The organism is Rhodococcus sp. MEB041, assembly GCF_030208955.1.
GTDB lineage: Bacteria > Actinomycetota > Actinomycetes > Mycobacteriales > Mycobacteriaceae > Rhodococcoides.
Genome location: NZ_JARVSZ010000005.1, coordinates 799,752 through 816,876, shown reverse-complemented (window position 1 = coordinate 816,876; position 17,125 = coordinate 799,752). Strand labels below are relative to the sequence as shown.

16 protein-coding genes are annotated in these 17,125 nt (G+C 66.4%); 6 read left to right on the top strand and 10 right to left on the bottom strand.

Annotated features, from left to right (window positions below):
- Window positions 1-28: 28 nt before the first annotated feature.
- The 3 genes from QRN16_RS17995 to QRN16_RS17985 form a co-directional block, all read right to left on the bottom strand.
- Window positions 29-358: a hypothetical protein gene (locus QRN16_RS17995; RefSeq protein ID WP_285188720.1), complete on the bottom strand. Its 330-nt coding sequence runs from the start codon at window positions 356-358 to the stop codon at window positions 29-31.
- Window positions 359-501: 143 nt separating this feature from the next.
- Window positions 502-1,569, bottom strand: coding sequence for an SNIPE associated domain-containing protein (locus QRN16_RS17990; RefSeq protein WP_285188718.1), 1,068 nt, complete (start codon window positions 1,567-1,569; stop codon window positions 502-504).
- A 196-nt stretch (window positions 1,570-1,765) separates the two neighbouring features.
- Complete coding sequence (locus QRN16_RS17985) at window positions 1,766-3,034, bottom strand: hypothetical protein (protein ID WP_285188716.1); 1,269 nt, start codon at window positions 3,032-3,034, stop codon at window positions 1,766-1,768.
- Between the two features lie 783 nt (window positions 3,035-3,817).
- Here QRN16_RS17985 and QRN16_RS17980 point away from each other — a divergent pair.
- Window positions 3,818-4,405 carry a hypothetical protein gene (locus QRN16_RS17980; RefSeq protein WP_285188714.1) on the top strand — a complete coding sequence of 196 codons (588 nt, stop codon included), beginning with the start codon at window positions 3,818-3,820 and terminating at the stop codon, window positions 4,403-4,405.
- A gap of 117 nt (window positions 4,406-4,522) precedes the next feature.
- Here QRN16_RS17980 and QRN16_RS17975 read toward each other — a convergent pair whose 3' ends face one another.
- The 5 genes from QRN16_RS17975 to QRN16_RS17955 form a co-directional block, all read right to left on the bottom strand.
- A complete protein-coding gene (locus QRN16_RS17975; protein WP_037184105.1) occupies window positions 4,523-5,593 on the bottom strand; it encodes an adenosine deaminase in 1,071 nt (356 codons plus the stop codon).
- Between the two features lie 108 nt (window positions 5,594-5,701).
- The gene (locus QRN16_RS17970; protein ID WP_056447689.1) at window positions 5,702-6,478 is read right to left on the bottom strand and encodes an amino acid ABC transporter ATP-binding protein; all 777 of its coding nucleotides are present in this window, start codon (window positions 6,476-6,478) and stop codon (window positions 5,702-5,704) included.
- Window positions 6,475-7,932 carry an ABC transporter permease subunit gene (locus QRN16_RS17965; protein WP_285189019.1) on the bottom strand — a complete coding sequence of 486 codons (1,458 nt, stop codon included), beginning with the start codon at window positions 7,930-7,932 and terminating at the stop codon, window positions 6,475-6,477. Before QRN16_RS17965 ends, QRN16_RS17970 begins: the two co-directional genes overlap by 4 nt.
- A 43-nt stretch (window positions 7,933-7,975) precedes the next feature.
- A complete protein-coding gene (locus tag QRN16_RS17960) occupies window positions 7,976-9,259 on the bottom strand; it encodes a thymidine phosphorylase (protein ID WP_027503721.1) in 1,284 nt (427 codons plus the stop codon).
- On the bottom strand, window positions 9,252-9,686 hold the full coding sequence (locus QRN16_RS17955) for a cytidine deaminase (RefSeq protein WP_285188711.1): 435 nt from the start codon (window positions 9,684-9,686) through the stop codon (window positions 9,252-9,254). The genes QRN16_RS17960 and QRN16_RS17955 overlap by 8 nt, the downstream gene beginning before the upstream one ends.
- Before the next feature lie 252 nt (window positions 9,687-9,938).
- Here QRN16_RS17955 and sdhC point away from each other — a divergent pair, with 252 nt between their 5' ends.
- From sdhC to QRN16_RS17935, 4 genes are read left to right on the top strand one after another with little or no spacing between them, the layout of a single operon-like run.
- On the top strand, window positions 9,939-10,346 hold the full coding sequence (sdhC, locus tag QRN16_RS17950; protein ID WP_081821085.1) for a succinate dehydrogenase, cytochrome b556 subunit: 408 nt from the start codon (window positions 9,939-9,941) through the stop codon (window positions 10,344-10,346).
- A 3-nt stretch (window positions 10,347-10,349) separates the two neighbouring features.
- Window positions 10,350-10,811 (top strand): succinate dehydrogenase hydrophobic membrane anchor subunit, encoded by a 462-nt coding sequence (locus QRN16_RS17945; RefSeq protein WP_027503724.1) that lies wholly within the window; start codon window positions 10,350-10,352, stop codon window positions 10,809-10,811.
- A 12-nt stretch (window positions 10,812-10,823) separates the two neighbouring features.
- Window positions 10,824-12,575, top strand: a complete 1,752-nt coding sequence (gene sdhA, locus QRN16_RS17940) for a succinate dehydrogenase flavoprotein subunit (RefSeq protein ID WP_027503725.1) — start codon at window positions 10,824-10,826, stop codon at window positions 12,573-12,575.
- On the top strand, window positions 12,575-13,357 hold the full coding sequence (locus QRN16_RS17935; RefSeq protein WP_285188702.1) for a succinate dehydrogenase iron-sulfur subunit: 783 nt from the start codon (window positions 12,575-12,577) through the stop codon (window positions 13,355-13,357). Before sdhA ends, QRN16_RS17935 begins: the two co-directional genes overlap by 1 nt.
- Window positions 13,358-13,429: 72 nt before the next feature.
- Here the strand turns inward: QRN16_RS17935 and QRN16_RS17930 are convergent, their stop codons facing one another.
- Window positions 13,430-14,647 carry an acyl-CoA dehydrogenase family protein gene (locus QRN16_RS17930; RefSeq protein ID WP_222638730.1) on the bottom strand — a complete coding sequence of 406 codons (1,218 nt, stop codon included), beginning with the start codon at window positions 14,645-14,647 and terminating at the stop codon, window positions 13,430-13,432.
- 182 nt (window positions 14,648-14,829) lie between these two features.
- On the opposite strand from QRN16_RS17930, the gene QRN16_RS17925 reads away from it, so the two are divergent.
- A complete protein-coding gene (locus QRN16_RS17925; protein ID WP_285188699.1) occupies window positions 14,830-16,071 on the top strand; it encodes an MFS transporter in 1,242 nt (413 codons plus the stop codon).
- On the opposite strand, the gene QRN16_RS17920 is transcribed toward QRN16_RS17925, so the two are convergent.
- The gene (locus QRN16_RS17920) at window positions 16,030-17,052 is read right to left on the bottom strand and encodes a LacI family DNA-binding transcriptional regulator (RefSeq protein ID WP_285188697.1); all 1,023 of its coding nucleotides are present in this window, start codon (window positions 17,050-17,052) and stop codon (window positions 16,030-16,032) included. The genes QRN16_RS17925 and QRN16_RS17920 overlap by 42 nt on opposite strands.
- Between the last annotated feature and the right edge of the window lie 73 nt (window positions 17,053-17,125).

The following is a 17,125-nucleotide window of genomic DNA, read 5'->3' as shown; positions in this document are numbered from 1 at the left end:
GAGGCAGTCTCGACGGTTGCCGCAGCGGTCATCCCCGCGTCGTATACGCGTAGTACAGGCCATCCCTCCAGCGCAGAAAGACTGATGGCCCGGCGCCGTCTCGTGGGGTGAAGATGTCGTACCAGAGTGGCCACATGTGATGGTCAGCGATCCACGCCACGGTCGGCGGCAGGCTCGTGGTGGCTGGCGAGGACGATACCAACGCGTACCCGGTGCCCGCGATGTAGAGCGTGGGCGGTGGATCGATGAACCAGGTCACTGTCCCGTAAAAGGGATACAGGGCCATGAGCAGGGCAACGACCAGTGCAACGAGCAACATCACGGAAGTAAGTAGCCGGCTGCGCATCTTCTCGCTCATCGCACCTACCTGCTTCCGTCGGATCCACAGCCACCGTGCGCACAACGTATCTACTGTTGACGCACCGTCATCTCGACTCTCTCGTGGATGGGTGTTATGCGAGCTGTCCGCTCTTTTGTGCCGATCGAAGATTTTGCCGTTGATCACCGAATGTCAACCGCAGGCCATCGGCCGCGGCTTTGGTAATACTGAGTCGATTCCGGCTCATCGGTGTACTCCATCAGGTTTCCCACCTGTTGCGCGAGAACGGTCCTCACCTCCGACGGGCGCGCGAAAAAGTACTCCCGTCGCAGATTCGCGTGGTTCAGTCGGCGGTCCGAAAAAGCATTGTGCAGCGATGCTTCCAGGGCGACGGCGTCGTCGGAGAAGTACAGCGCGTGCACGTCGAACGGGAACGGCACCGAGGCGCTGCCGAGCTCGCGGACTCGATCCATCGGTTCAAGCCTCCGGGTCATGCCGATCTTCACCACGTCCGGACCGAATGCACCCTGGTTGCTGATCACATAGACGTATCCGGCTCGAATGTTGGCGCGGCGGTAGTCGTTCTGCTCGATCGCCGACTCCAGATCCGCCAGTCTTTTCCGCACACGCCGGGCCTCGTCGTCGTCGCGGTCCACCATTGAATCGGCCACGTTCTGATAGTGCGAGCGTTCCTTGTCGAGCTTCTCCCGTTGCGCGGCGAGTTCCTGCTCGACCTTGCGTTCCTCCCGTAGCCGCTCCCGCTCCTCGCGTTGCGCGAGCTTCTCTTCTTGGACCTTCATCAGATAGTCCGCGGTGAGTTCGAGTTCCGTCACCCGGAGCCGGTGATAGTCGTCGGAGACGTGCATCTCCATCATCGCTCCGAGCTTGGCGATCGTGGCGGCCGCCTTCTCCAAGCGGTTGACGGCGGTGGCGAGGTTGCCCGCCTTGAGGGTCCGCACGCAGTTCTCCGCCTCGGCGTTGTACGCGCGGAGCATCAACTTCGACAGATCCGCCGTCATTTTGCGACCCTTGGCGAGGGAGTTGTTGAAGGAGAACATGTCTGACGCTTCGACGGCCGCGGTGGAGATCACGGACTGCTTGATCCGGTCGCGCACATCGGCCAGCCGTTCGCGGTAATGCTCGGCGTTCTGCAGGGGGTGTTGGTAGGTGTAGATGCCTACTTCTTGCAGAACGACGCGGTCGTCGGTCTCGACGACGCCCGGTGATGCCGTGGACACGGCCGCGGGCATGGGCGTCGGGGGCGGTGTCGACGCGGTCCGCACGGCCTCGTCGCGTTCGCGAGTGGCCGCCGCGAGTTGGTCCTGCAGGGAGTGCAGTTCGCGTTCCTTCGCCACCAGTGTGCCTCGAAGTGCCCGGATGACATCTGCGCCGGCATCGTCGGTCATGCCCTGCACCTCTCGGACCGAGCGTCGATACAGGCTCTCGTCATCCTCGAACTCCTCGGGAGTTGCTGACCGGGACCAGGTCGTGCGGGTTCTTGGAGACACCAGCCCGGAGGTGGTCCAGCGTCGCCCTCGCGTCGACCCGGCCGAGGTCAAGGACTTCGAAGCTCGCTCTGTCAGTGGCCAACTGGACCAGCTCGACGAAGTGGTCCCGCCCCGTTGCCGGGTCGACGGCGTCCACACCGACGGTCATCGACAATGTCGCCACGATGCCGTCCCGGTCGGCTTCGAAGATCTCATGCGCGGTGCGCAGAGCGACCTGACACACCGCCGTCGCGTAGCGGTCCTTGCGGGCCTTGACCGGCAGAGGAGTGCTGGTGATCGAGTCGCTCGCCTTGGTGTACTTGAAGGCCTTCTCGGTTGGCAGCGCGTCCGGGTGCGGAACGTGCACGGTGAGAGTGAGTTCCCCCGCCGCACCGTCGAACGCGAAGTCGTGTTCGACCTCGAAGCACTCCGGGTAGGCGGAGTTTGCAAGCACGATGGACACGTACTCCTCCAGCGCCGCAGGCTCGCGCTCCTGCAGGCCTGTCATGAGCTTCTCGAGGCGCACGTTGGCTGCCAGGATCTCGGTGCGCCGTTGTGCGCACTCCGCCTCGTACTGTGACTGGGCGGCGGCCAGAGCGTTCAACCGCTGCGTCTCACGTTCCCGGTGCGCAGTCTCGGCCTGCTGGTGCGCAGCGTGGTGCTCGCTGGCGTACTGCTCCCACTGTCGGCGGTGTTCCCAGTACTGCGCCTGCGCCGCTTCGATGGCAGCGGCGTGCTTCTTCTTGCCACCCAGCACGGCCCCGATGCGCGCGGGAGCAGCGGGTTCGACGTAGACCGGTTCCGGAGACAACGGCGGAGGTAAGGGGGGCGGCGCGGGCTGGGTCAGGTCGGGGCGGGAGAACGGCGGGTGCTGCACCGGCTGCCGCAGCGAGGCCAGATCCACGTAATCGTCCACCTCGAGCGTGGCGGCGAGAATTGCGTCGATGTCCTCGAGCTGCTGCGCCAGGGTGGCGTTGAGCAGGTCGACCTCGGCCTGACGCGCCTGGACGTGCAGGCGCGCCTGCTCCTTGATTTGCGCCGCAGTGAGGGCGGCGGCGCGGCGGGCGTCCGCTGCTCTATTGCGTTCCCACTCCTTCCTCGAACGTTCCGCTTCGCGCGTCGCTCGGGCGTGCGCTTGGTCGGTGGCGCGCTGCTGCTGCCGTTCACGCTGTTCCCGAAGTCGGTTCTGGTGTTGAATCTCCGCGAAGAATCCGCGTCGTTTCGCCATGTGAGGTCCTCATCGTTGCGGGATAGTGCTTCAGGTCGGTCTCGACGCACCGCGCGAAGCGTGAGCCGGTGGACGTGTGGTGCGGGCGGCACCACGGTGCTGCCACAAGTCGAGTCGGTTATACGTTGATTCGTGATGAGCATTCTCCGCTCGGGTCAGCCAGTCCGTGTCGATCGGCATCCGTAGAGGTCACACACGACGCCGTCTGCCTCCGTGATGCCGCACGCGTACCCGGACTCGCACGTGAACTCGGTCGGGCCCGACTCCGGAGCGTCTTGGCCGCGCACGAATTCGCCTCGGACCTTCTGGCAATATTCGCTGGATCCCGTGACCGAGCCGTCCGACCATGTCGTCTCGACTGGGTCATCTCCGGCCTGACACCCCACAATGCTGGCCGACTCGGACGAGAGTGCCACTGGCGGAGGAGAGCTGGGCACAGCTGGCCCGGATGTGGTCGGAAGCGCCGTCAGTGCAGGCGTACTGAACGCGGTGGTCGCCACGGTCGAACTGATCTCCGAATGGACGGTCGTCCGGCCGCTGCCACATGAGGTGACGACCACGGCAATCGTTGCCACGGTGATCGCACCGAGTACGCGTCTCACAAATCGACCTATCCTCTGTTCGGCGTGAATGGGCTGTCGGTGACCATTCGAGTCGCCGCTGGTCCAGACGAAAGCCCTCCGAGCATGATGAAACATACCGCAGGGTCCACGCGATAGGTCGACGAATACTTCTTCCCGCTCAACCACCGCAGCCAGCATTGCCTCAACCTCGAGAGTGACCATGAAACTCGCTATTGCCCTCGCCGCCGTCGCCCTGCTCAGCACAGCCGGGCTCTCATCCTGCAGCTCCGAAGAACCCACGACGACCACCACGACACCCACGACCTCGACCGCCGTCCCGTCGACCACAGTTGCGCCGACATCAGTCGCGCCGATCAGCTCAGAGACTCCCGCCGATCCTGCGCCGGCACCGATCACCTTCGAATGCGGTGATCTAAGCCTGTATCAATCCGGCACCGCGCTGTATTCGGATGGAACGACTGGTTATGAAAGCACGTGCGACACCTATGTACCTCCCGTCGAGAAGATCCTTTGGTACTGCGATTACCCCGAGACAGCCGTATACACCGACGGCACGGCGTCATCGTCCGACCCCGCTTGTATCAGCGATGAGCCGATCAATCCAAATCCCGGTGGCGGGTTCCCCTACATCGCAGAAGAAGACCGCAACGGAGACGGCGTGGTCAACGGATATGAACGCTGCGGTATCGCGTGCGGACAAGAACCCACCAGCGGTGACATTCAGACCAGGACCGGCTGCGAGGACGGATATATCACCGGGCCACTGTGCGAGAACTTCGATGGATGAGAAACCATTCACGGTCAATCGCCGATGCGGATACGCCCCGAAGATCGAGGGCAATCACCATGCCATTCGAGGGGAGCGTCGCGTGCTCCTCTCAGCGGAGCGCTACGCGGACGACCGCTACCCCAACAACACCCGATATCCCGGCTTCACGACGTCGTCGATCAACGCCAACCTCTGATCGAACGGCAGGAACGACGACTTCAGCGCATTGATGGTGAACCGCTCGAGGTCGGACCACCCGTAGCCGAAGGCCGTGGCGAGCCGGTACATCTCCTTGCTCATCGAGGTGTCGCTCATCAACCGGTTGTCCGTGTTCACGGTGACGCGGAACCGTAAGCGGGCCAGAATGTCGAAGGGGTGCTCCTCGATGCTGGCCACGGCGCCCGTCTGGACGTTGGAGCTGGGGCACAGTTCCAGCGGAATCCGCTTGTCCCGCACGTAGTTTGCCAGCTGGCCGAGTTCGCGGGCGCCGTCGGCGTTCGTGGTGATGTCGTCGACGATGCGCACACCGTGGCCCAACCGGTCCGTGCCACAGAACGCGATCGCTTCGTGGATGGAAGGCAGGCCGAACGCCTCGCCGGCGTGAATGGTGAAGTGCGCGTTGTTCGCCCGCATGTACTCGAACGCGTCGAGGTGCCGGCTCGGGGGGAAGCCCGCTTCCTTGCCGGCGATGTCGAAGCCCGCGACACCCTGGTCGCGGTACCGGACCGCCAGTTCGGCGATCTCGCGGGAACGGGCGGCATGCCGCATCGCGGTGAGGAGGCATCCGATGACGATGGGTCGACCGGCCGCACGGGCGGCGCTCTCGCCCTGGCGGAACCCTTCCAGGGTGTGCTCGACCACCTCGTCCAGTGTCAGCCCCTTCTCCAGGTGCTGCTCGGGCGCGTAGCGCACCTCGGCGTAGACGACACCGTCGGCGGCCAGATCCTCGGCGCACTCGCGCGCCACGCGCTGCAGGCCCTCGGCCGTCTGCATGACGGCGACGGTGTGCGCGAACGTCTCGAGATACAGCTCCAGGGAGCCGCTGTCGGCGGCGTCGCGGAACCACCGGCCGAGGCTCTCCGCGTCCGACGCGGGAAGCCCGTCGTACCCGCACTCGCTCGCCAGTTCCAGCACGGTCGACGGCCGGAGCCCGCCGTCGAGATGGTCGTGCAACAGCGCCTTCGGCGCGCGGGCGATGTTCTGCATGTCCAGGGGTGCCGGACCGCTCAGTCGTGCCGCGCTGTCCGGAGCAACCGTCAGATCGTCATCCATGTCCCGACTGTAGTGTTCGCGGCCGCGCCTCGCGCCCCTTGCCTACAGCGGGTCGAGGATGCGTTTGAGGAACTGTTGCGTCCGCTCCTGCGCCGGGTGCGTCAGCACATCGGTGGGGGTGCCTCGCTCGACCACGACTCCCCCGTCGACGAACAGCACCTGGTCGGCCACCTGCTGCGCGAATCGGATCTCGTGGGTGACGACGACCATGGTCCAGCCCTCGCTCGCGAGGTTCTTCATGACCGACAGCACCTCGCCGACGAGCTCGGGATCGAGCGCCGAGGTGGGCTCGTCGAACAGCATGAGCTCGGGCGCCAGGGCGAGTGCGCGGGCGATCCCGACGCGTTGCTGCTGCCCACCCGACAGCTGGAACGGGTACTGGTCCTCCTTGCCGGTGAGACCGACCTGCGCGAGCAGTTCCCTGCCCGCCGCCTCGGCCTCCGCCCGCGGGTGCTTCTGCACGATCACGGGACCCTCGACGACGTTCTGCAGCACCGTCTTGTGCGGGAACAGGTTGTGGCTCTGGAACACCATGCCGCTCTGTGCACGCAGCGCTGCCGTCGCCGACCGGACGCGGCCACGCGGAGCCGACGCCAGCTCACCGAAGTCTGCGGACACGTCGCCGATGCGCACGGTGCCGGAGTCCACCGGGTCGAGCGCATTGAGCCCGCGCAGCAGCGTGGTCTTGCCGGAGCCCGACGGACCCACGACGACGGTGACCGTGCCGCGGTCGGCGGTGAAGTCGACTCCCTGCAGGACGTGGTTGTCGCCGAACGACTTCCGCAGTCCCGTCGCCTCGATCAAGGGCTTCTCGGTCATCGCGCCACGTACCTGTCCAGTCGGGTCTCGAGTCTGCCCTGCACGGAGGACAGGACGATGCAGATGATCCAGTAGTACACCGCGGCCACCGAGTAGAGCGCGAAGAAGTCGAAGGTGGGGGCCGCCGCGAGCTGCGCCACGCGGAGCAGCTCGGTGACCAGGATCGTGGACGCCAGTGATGTGTCCTTCACCAACGAGATCAACGTGTTGGACAACGGCGGCACCGCGGTGCGCAGCGCCTGCGGCAGGACGATGCGCTGCAGCGTGGTGCGGTACCCCATGCCGATGGTCTCGGCCGCCTCCCACTGGCCCTTGGGCACGCCGAGAATGGCCGCCCGCACGATCTCGGCCGCGTACCCACCGACGTTGATGCTGAACGCCACCACCGCCGCCGGGAACGGCGAGATGACCACCCCGAACTGCGGCAACGCGTAGAACACGATGAACAGCTGCAGCAGCAACGGCGTGCCGCGGACGATCGAGACGTAGAAGCGCGCGATCAGCGACAGGGGTCGGATCGAGGAGATTCGGGCCAGTGCCACGGCCAGCGCGATCGCGAGACCGATGACGAAGCTGATCGCGGTGAGCGGCAACGTCGTGGTGACGGTGGCCTTCAGCATCGGCACCAGGTTGCGGGTGATCAGTTCCTGAGTCGACTCGGTGGCCCCTGCCTCGGCGGTGGGGGCGGTGGCCGCGGCGGTCTGCGGATCCGGCACCGCGACGTCGGACCCGAAGTAGCGCTCCGAGGCCGCCGCCAGCGTGCCGTCGTCCTGCAGTTCCTCCAGCGCGGTGTTCACCTGCTCCATCAGGCCGCTGTCCTTGCGGGCGGCGAAGGCCTGCAGGCTGGTGTCCCCGGTCTGGGCGGCGACGGCGACACCCGTGTCCCCGGTCTGTGCGAAGTACTCGGCGATGGCGAGCGAGTCGTTGACGGTGGCGTCGACACGGCCGTCCTTGACCAGCGTCACCGCCTGGACGAATCCCTCGACGGCCTGCACCTGAGCGCCTGCGTCGGTGGCCACCTCGGCCCAGTTGCTCGTCGACGACTGCGCCGTGGTCCGGCCGGCCAGATCCGCCAGCGAGGTGATCGACGTGTCCCCGGCCCGCGCGACGATCTCGCCCTCGGAGACGGTGTACGGCCGCGAGAGGTCGTACTTGGCCTGCCGTTCGTCGTTGACGGTCACTTGGTTGGCGATGAGGTCGAACCGGCCGGACTCGAGACCGGCGAAGATCGAGTCGAACGGCGTCTGGACGAACTCGACGCGTACGCCGAGTTTCTCCCCGACCGCGCGGACGACGTCGATGTCGTACCCCGTCAGGTCACCGTCGGACCCCTGGAAACTGAAGGGGCTGTACGTGCCCTCCGTGCCGACCACGAGCACACCGTTGTCGGTGACCGTGTCGATCAACGGCTCGTCCGAGGACGACCCGCACGCGCCCAGCAGGATCGCGAGCATCACCCCCACCAGCGTGACGAGGGACCACCGAGCGCGCGTCACGCTACGTACCGATCCGATCCAGGATCAGCGGCGAGACGGCAGGAGCGTCGTCGCCGACGGCCCATCCGTCCGTCAGCGCCTCGAGCGCACCGTCGAACCGTTCCGGGGTGTCCGTGTGCAGCGTGAACACCGAACTCCCGGCGGACACCCGCTCTCCCGGTCTGACATGCATGCGCACCCCTGCTCCTGCCTGGACCTGCTGGCCCTGCCGCTCGCGCCCGGCACCCAGCCGCCAGGCGGCGATACCCACCGCCATGGCGTCCACACGGGTGACCACGCCGTCGCGGTCGGCCACGACGTCGTGAGTATGTCGTGCCACGGGCAGCGGCGCATCGGGATCGCCGCCCTGTCCGGCGATCATCGCCCGCCACCGGTCCATGGCCGTGCCGTCGCGCAGTTTGTCGGCCGGATCGACACCGTCGAGTCCGGCGGCCGCGACCATCTCGCGCGCCAGCGCGAGAGTCAGCTCGACGACGTCCGCGGGGCCGCCGCCGGCCAGGACGTCGAGGGATTCCTGCACCTCGAGAGCGTTGCCGGCGGTGAGGCCGAGCGGGGTGGACATGTCGGTGACCAGGGCGACCGTGTTGACGCCCGAATCGGTGCCGAGCTCGACCATCGTCGCGGCGAGCTCGCGCGCCTGATCCAGCGACTTCATGAACGCACCCGATCCGCACTTCACGTCCAGGACCAGTGCGCCCGTCCCCTCGGCGATCTTCTTGCTCATGATCGACGCGGCGATCATCGGGATCGACTCGACGGTGCCGGTGACGTCACGCAGGGCGTAGAGCTTCTTGTCCGCCGGGGCCAGATCCGCACCCGCAGCGCAGATCACCGCGCCGACAGCGGGGTCGTCGAGGAGTCGGGTCATCTCGTCGGCCGTGAGATCGGCCCGCCAGCCCGGAATGGACTCCAGCTTGTCCAGCGTGCCGCCGGTGTAGCCGAGACCGCGTCCCGACAGCTGCGGCACCGCCGCACCGCACGCCGCGACGAGGGGTGCGAGCGGGAGCGTGATCTTGTCCCCGATACCGCCCGTGGAGTGCTTGTCGACGGTGGGACGCGAGATGGACGAGAAGTCCATGCGGCTGCCCGAGGCGATCATCGCGTCGGTCCACTGACGGATCTCCACGCGCGTCATGCCGCGCAGCAGAATGGCCATCGTGAGGGCCGACATCTGCTCGTCCGCCACGTCGCCACGGGTGTACGCGTCGACCATCCACGAGATCTGGTCCGAAGAAAGGGTGTGGCCATCGCGTTTGGTGGCTATCACCGATACGGCATCAGGCATCGGTCACCGCCTTATCGGCGGTGTTCGAGACCTGCCCGGCGGCGAGATCGTCGGGGCCGAACGCCTCGGGGAGGAGGTCGCTCAGTGGACGCACACCCGACGCCGTGTCGATCAGCAGATCGCCTCCGCCGAACTCGAACAGAAGCTGCCGACAACGGCCGCACGGCAGCAGGATCGAGCCTCGACTGTCGCAGCACGAGAACGCGATCAGGCGTCCGCCGCCGCTCGCATTCAGCGCCGACACCAGTCCGCACTCGGCGCAGAGCCCGAGACCGTATGAGACATTTTCCACATTGCATCCGGCGACGATGCGTCCGTCGTCCACTGTCGCAGCGGCCCCCACGGGGTAGTTCGAATAGGGCGCGTAGGCGTGGGTCATAGCCTCACGAGCACTGTCGCGCAAGGATTTCCAGTCGACTTCCGGCATGGGGGCGATCCTGTCACGTCGAGGCTGCCACTGCAGGCAACTCCGAGCGACCCACCAGGTAATTGGACAGGCAAACCTAACTTCCGGTCGGCAGGGAAACGCCAGGCCCAACGCGAATTAGTGCGTGTCCGAGCATGGGATTAGAGTTCGAAGAAGTCGTTTCACACACACGATCGAGCTGGATTTCTCCGGTATCTCTCCGGGCGTCTTCGCTCGTCGCGTCCATCAATGATGTTGGAGGCACTGCACTCGATGGCTAGCACGACCGAAGCCGCCCCGACGCGGGAGCGCACGCGGTCTCTGTACCGCGGAGACCCTGGCATGTGGTCCTGGGTTCTGCACCGGATCACCGGTGTCGTCACGTTCTTCTTCCTGTTCGTGCACGTCCTGGACACGGCGCTCGTCCGCGTCGATCCCCAGGCGTACAACGACGTGATCGACACGTACAAGACGCCGATCGTCGGCCTGATGGAGCTCGGCCTGGTGGCCGCGGTGCTCTACCACGCACTCAACGGCATCCGAGTCATGCTCGTCGACTTCTGGTCCAAGGGAACCCAGTACCAGCGCCTCATGCTGTGGGTCATCCTGGGCATCTGGTTCGTCGTCATGATCCCGGGCGCGGCACGCATCCTCTACAACACCTTCACCGGGGGGCACTGAGCCATGGCGACCACCGACGCAGGTGCCAAGCAGGCACGCACGCTGGGAACGTCTCACGACCGTCCCGCCAGCCTCGACAATCCGCGCTCACCGCGCCGGAAGAACCGCGGCAACTTCGAGCTCTACGCATGGCTGTTCATGCGCTTCTCCGGACTCGCGCTCGTCGTCCTCGTCCTCGGGCACATGTCCATCATGTTGCTGCTCGACGACGGTGTTCACCGCATCAACTTCGCCTTCGTGGCCGGCCGCTGGTCGAGTCCGTTCTGGCAGGTGTGGGACCTGACCATGCTCTGGTTGGCGCAGCTGCACGGCGGCAACGGTCTGCGGACCGTCATCGCCGACTACTCGCGCAAGGACTCCACGCGGTTCTGGCTCACCACGCTTCTGGTGCTCTCGATGATCCTCATCATGGGTCTGGGCACGTACGTCATCTTCACGTTCGACCCCAACATCACCGCCAGCTAGGGGAGAGTGCACATGCAGGAACATCGTTACGACGTACTGATCGTCGGTGCCGGTGGTGCAGGTATGCGCGCGGCGATCGAGGCCGGTCCGCGCGCCCGCACCGCGGTGCTCACGAAGCTCTACCCCACTCGCAGCCACACCGGCGCGGCTCAGGGCGGCATGTGTGCTGCCCTCGCCAACGTCGAGGAGGACAACTGGGAGTGGCACACCTTCGACACGATCAAGGGCGGCGACTACCTGGTCGACCAGGACGCCGCCGAGATCATGGCGAAGGAGGCCATCGACGCGGTCCTCGACCTCGAGAAGATGGGCCTGCCGTTCAACCGCACGCCCGAGGGCAAGATCGACCAGCGTCGCTTCGGCGGGCACACCCGTGACCACGGCAAGGCGCCCGTGCGCCGTGCGTGTTACGCCGCCGACCGCACCGGTCACATGATCCTCCAGACGCTGTACCAGCAGTGCGTCAAGCACGACGTGGAGTTCTTCAACGAGTTCTACGCACTGGACATCGCGCTGACGGAGACCGACGAGGGCCCTGTGGCCACCGGCGTCATCGCCTACGAGCTGGCCACCGGCGAGCTGCACGTGTTCCACGCGAAGTCGATCGTGTTCGCCACCGGCGGTTCGGGTCGTATCTACAAGACCACCTCGAACGCCCACACCCTCACCGGTGACGGCATGAGCATCATCTTCCGCAAGGGCCTGCCGCTCGAGGACATGGAGTTCCACCAGTTCCACCCGACCGGCCTCGCCGGACTCGGCATCCTCATCTCCGAGGCCGTGCGCGGTGAGGGCGGAATCCTCCGCAACGCGGACGGTGAACGCTTCATGGAGCGCTACGCCCCCACCATCAAGGACCTCGCGCCGCGCGACATCGTCGCCCGCTCGATGGTGCTCGAGGTGCTCGAAGGTCGCGGTGCCGGACCGAACAAGGACTACGTCTACATCGACGTGACCCACCTCGGCGCCGACGTCCTCGAGGAGAAGCTCCCGGACATCACGGAGTTCTCCCGCACGTACCTGGGCGTCGACCCGGTCACCGAGCTGGTGCCCGTGTACCCGACGTGCCACTACGTCATGGGCGGCATCCCCACCAAGATCCGCGGTGAGGTGCTCCGCAACAACGACGACGTCGTTCCCGGCCTCTTCGCCGCCGGCGAGTGTGCCTGCGTGTCGGTGCACGGCTCCAACCGTCTCGGCACCAACTCGCTGCTCGACATCAACGTGTTCGGCCGTCGCGCCGGCATCGCTGCCGCCGAGCACGCCAACAGCGTTGACTTCACCCCGCTGCCCGAGGCTCCGCAGAAGATGGTCGAGGAATGGCTCGAACTCATCCTCTCGGATCACGGCAACGAGAAGGTCGCGACCATCCGCACCGAGCTGCAGCAGTCGATGGACAACAACGCGTCCGTCTTCCGTACCGAGGACACCCTCAAGCAGGCCCTGAGCGACATCCAGGGACTGAAGGAGCGCTACGGCCGGATCACCGTGCAGGACAAGGGCAAGCGCTACAACAGCGACCTGCTCGAGGCCGTCGAGCTCGGCTTCCTGCTGGAGATGGCGGAGGTCACCGTCGCCGGTGCTCTCAACCGCAAGGAGACTCGCGGCGGACACGCGCGCGAGGACTACCCGGAGCGCGACGACGTCAACTTCATGCGCCACACCATGGCGTACAAGGTGGGCGAGGGTCTGCTCTCCGATATCCGCCTCGACTACAAGCCCGTGGTGCAGACCCGCTACGAGCCGATGGAGCGTAAGTACTGATGCGCGCACCCGCTATCGACAAGTCCGAAGACAAGGGCGGTCTGCCTGCGGTTCCGGACGAAGCAGTGATGGTCACACTGAAGATCGCTCGCTTCAACCCGGAGGACGACAAGGGTTCGCACTGGGACAGCTTCCAGGTCCCCACCCTGCCGACCGACCGTCTTCTCAACCTGATGCTGTACGTGAAGAACTACCTGGACGGCACGTTCTCGTTCCGCCGCTCGTGCGCGCACGGCGTGTGCGGCAGCGACGCGGTCCGTGTCAACGGTGTCAACCGTCTGGCCTGCAAGGTCCTGATGCGCGACATGCTCCCGAAGGACTCCTCGAAGTCCCTCACCATCACGATCGAGCCCATCCGCGGTCTGCCCGTGGAGAAGGACCTCATCGTGAACATGGAGCCGTTCTTCGACGCGTTCCGTGCCGTCAAGCCCTACCTGATGACGTCCGGCAACGAGCCCACGCGTGAGCGCATCCAGTCGGCCGCCGACCGCGCGCGGTTTGACGACACCACCAAGTGCATCCTGTGCGCGTGCTGCACCACCTCGTGCCCCGTGTACTGGAACGACGGCAGCTACTTCGGTCCCGCCGCCATCGTCAACGCACACCGCTTCATCTTCGACAGCCGTGACGAGGGCGCTCCCGAGCGCCTGGACATCCTCAACGACGTCGAGGGTGTGTGGCGCTGCCGCACCACCTTCAACTGCACCGACGCGTGCCCCCGTGGCATCCAGGTGACGAAGGCGATCCAGGAAGTCAAGCGCGCACTGCTCTTCGCACGCTGATGTGCGCTTCGCGCCCGTGAGTCTTTTGTGCATCCCTGGATGCGCAAAAGACTCACGGGCGGCGGAGCCGCACTAGACGAACGCCGAGTACCCCGTCACTCCCCTGCCGACGATGAGGTTGTTCATCTGCGACGTGCCCTCGTACGAGTACAGCGCCTCGGCATCGGTGAAGTAACGGATCACGTCGTAGTCGAGCACGATGCCGTTGCCCCCCATGATCTCTCGGGCCCAGCCCACCACCTCACGCAATCGCGTGGTGGTGTAGCTCTTGGACAGTGCCGCGTGCTCGTCGTGCTGCACCCCGGAGTCCTGCAGCTGCGACACCCGCAGCGCCATCCCGAGGCACGCGGTGATGTTGCCGGCCATGCGCGCGATCAGGTCCGAGATCAACTGGAACGACGCGATGGGCGCCCCGAACTGCTCGCGCTCCTGTGCGTAGGCCACCGCCTTCTCGAAGGCACCGATCATCACTCCGACCGCGCCCCACGCGACGCCGCCGCGGGTGAGGGACAGGACCTTGGCGGTGTCGGCGAACGAGTTCGCGTGCTCGAGTTTGTTCGCGGTGGGCACCCGGCAGTCCTCGAAGTACAGATCTGCGTTCTCGACCGCGCGCAGCGAGTACTTGCGCTCGATCTTCTCCGCACGGAACCCCTCGGGGAAGCCGTCGTCCCCCTTCTCGAGGACGAAGCCCTTCACCTCACCGTCCGCCTCGTCCTTCGCGTAGACGATGATCAGGTCGGCGAAGGTGGCGTTGCCGATCCACCGCTTGCTGCCGTTGAGGATCCAGTGGTCGCCGTCGAGCCGCGCCGTGGTCTCCAACCCGCCGGCGACGTCGGAACCGCCGTGCGGCTCGGACAGGCCGAAGGCGCCGATCTTCTCCATGCGGCGCATGGCCGGGAGCCACCGCTCCTTCTGCTCGTCCGAGCCCAGGATGGCGATGCTGCTCATCGCGAGCCCGCTGTGGACCGTGAACATGGTGCCCGTGGACGGATCGACCCGCGAGAACTCCATGCCCAGCCACCCGGTGAAGACCTTGCGTGCGGGCGCCCGACCGTCGAACTCGTACTCCAGACCGACGATCCCGAGATCGGCCAGGCGCGGGAGCAGATGGACCGGTGACTCCGCCTTCTCCCAGAACTCGTTCGCGCGCGGGGCGACCTCGTCCTCGAGGAAGCGACGCACCACCCCGACCGTCTCCGACTCCTCGTCCGTCAGAATGCCCTGGTAGCCGAACATGTCCGCGGCGAGGAACCCCTTCGAGAGAGGTCCCAGCGGTTCGTGCTTGCTCATGTGCGGCTCCTGTGTCGGTCGTCCGGCGAGTGGTCGGGTGACGCCTGTGTCTGTCACCGTGCTGCACGGATACCCCGACTGTCCCGAGATCAGTCGAACCCGTCGAACGGATCTCGAGGTGTTCTCGAGGTCTCCGGAGTCCCCGCTGTGCGGTCTCGACGAGGTGGGGCCATAGTTGAGCAGTGACAGAACCCGGGGGCAGCTCGACGACCGAACCCACCATCGGCCGCGGGCTGGTCCTCCTGCTGGCCGTCACCTGCGGTGTCCTGGTCGCGAATCTGTACTACGCGCAACCGCTGCTCGACACGATCGCTCGCTCCTTCGACATCGAGGAGGGCACGGCGGGCATCCTCGTCACCACCGCGCAGATCGGCTACGCCATCGGTCTGACGTTCCTCGTCCCGCTCGGCGACCTGATCGAACGGCGGCGCCTCATCGTCACCGCCGCCCTGATCTGCGCCGTCGCGGACGGCATCGCCGTGGTGTCCCCCGGCTTCCCGATGCTCGCCGCCGCCCTCGTCCTCGCCGGGGTGGGAGCGTCCGCCGCCATGGTGATCGTCCCGCTCGCCTCGGCCCTCGCCGCGGAGGAGGATCGCGGACGCACCGTGGGCACCGTCATGAGCGGCCTGCTCACCGGAATCCTGCTCGCCCGCACCGTCAGTGGGTTCCTGTCCGAACTGGGCGGCTGGCGGTTGGTCTACGGGGTGGCCGCCGTGGCCATCGCCCTGCTCGCGGTGGTGCTGCGGAAGTACGTCCCGGTGTCGACCCCGGTGGCGACCGACACCTACCGCGGCATTCTCGGCTCCATCCTGACGCTCGTACGCGAACTCCGGGAGCTCCGGTTGCGCATGGCTCTGGGCGCGCTCCTCATGGCCGCGTTCTCGGTGCTGTGGACCGGGCTCGCGTTCCTGCTCGCGGCTCCGCCGTTCTCCTACGGTGACGCCGTCATCGGCCTGTTCGGCATCGCCGGGGTCGCCGGTGCGTTGATGGCACCCATCGCCGGGCGCATGACCGACAAGGGACACGGACGGCGCGCGACGACGCTGTGCCTGACGATCCTGCTGGCCAGCTGGGCGCTGCTCTTCTTCGGATCGGGCAGCTCCGCCGTGTGGGCCGTCGTCGTCCTGATCGTCGGCATCATGGCTCTCGACCTGGGCACCCAGGGCGCGCACATCAGCAATCAGAACGTCGTGTTCGTCCTGGATCCGCCGGCGCGAAACCGTCTCAACACCGCGTACATGGTGAGCTACTTCGGCGGCGGCGTCCTCGGTTCCGTCGCTGCGTCCGTCAGCTATTCCGTCGGTGGGTGGGCGGTGCTGTGCCTCACCGGGGCAGCGATCTCCCTCGCCGCACTCGCCATCTGGCTCCTCGGCCGGAGCGCGTCATCGGGGAGTGTTGTGCGGAGTGACCACGTGCACGGGTGACGGCTCGTCCCGAACACCGTCCAGGGCACCGGCGGCCTGCATGAGCAACCGGCACGCCGACCGCGCGTCGGCACGCAGATCATGGTGCAGCACAGCCGAGATGGAGCGCTCGGCCAGCAGCCGACGGTTGTCCGCGTCGAGGTCGTGGGCGATGAACACCCGGCACCGACGACCCACCCGCTCGAAGGCCCGCACGGTGGCGACGTTGCCGCCGCCGATGGAGTAGACCGCCTCGATGTCGGGGTGCTGCGTCAATGCCTCGACCACCAGGTCCTCGACCGTGTCGTCGAGTCCGCTGCTGCGGGCGATGTCGAACACGGCCCGCGGCACCCCGGACGCCGTGCGGCGCAGGGCCCGACGGAACCCGATCTCCCGTTCACCCTCGTTGCGGAACGTGTCGTGGCTCAATGTGACCAGCACGCTCGACATCGACTCCCCCAGCCACTGATCGACGAGGTACGCCGCGGTGGCGCCCGCGGCGCCGTCGTCGATGCCCACGTACGCGGTGCGCGCGCTCGACGGCACGTCGCTGACGTAGGTCACCACCGGGATGCCGGCTGCCACGACGGCGTCGAGCGCGTCGGACACCTGCGGATCGTCCGGCGCCTTGACGATCAGTCCGTGCGAGCCGCGCGCGCGGATGCCGTCGAGCGTCTCGAGCATCGCGGGCACCGACTCCGTCTCCCGGAAGTGGAACCGCGACCGGACCACGGCCGGTGACAGCATCGGCAACTCGGCCTCGAGGGCGGACCGCACCTGGGAACAGAACCGCTCGGGTGCCTGCATGACCACGTCGACGAAGAACTTGCGCCCCGACAACCGCAACTGGGTGCGCTGCTTGTCGAGGTCGGCGATGGCCTGGCGCACCTCCGCTCGGGTGTCCTCCCGGACACCGGGCCGCTCGTGCAGCACCCGGTCCACGGTCGCCTCGCTCAGGCCCGACTGCTGCGCGATCTCCCGCACTTTGTAGCGATGTCCCACAGCAGTGTCCTCTCGAGGTGTTTTTGATGCGTTCAGAGTGTTGATCACCGGCGCCGGGACCGCAAGACTTCCC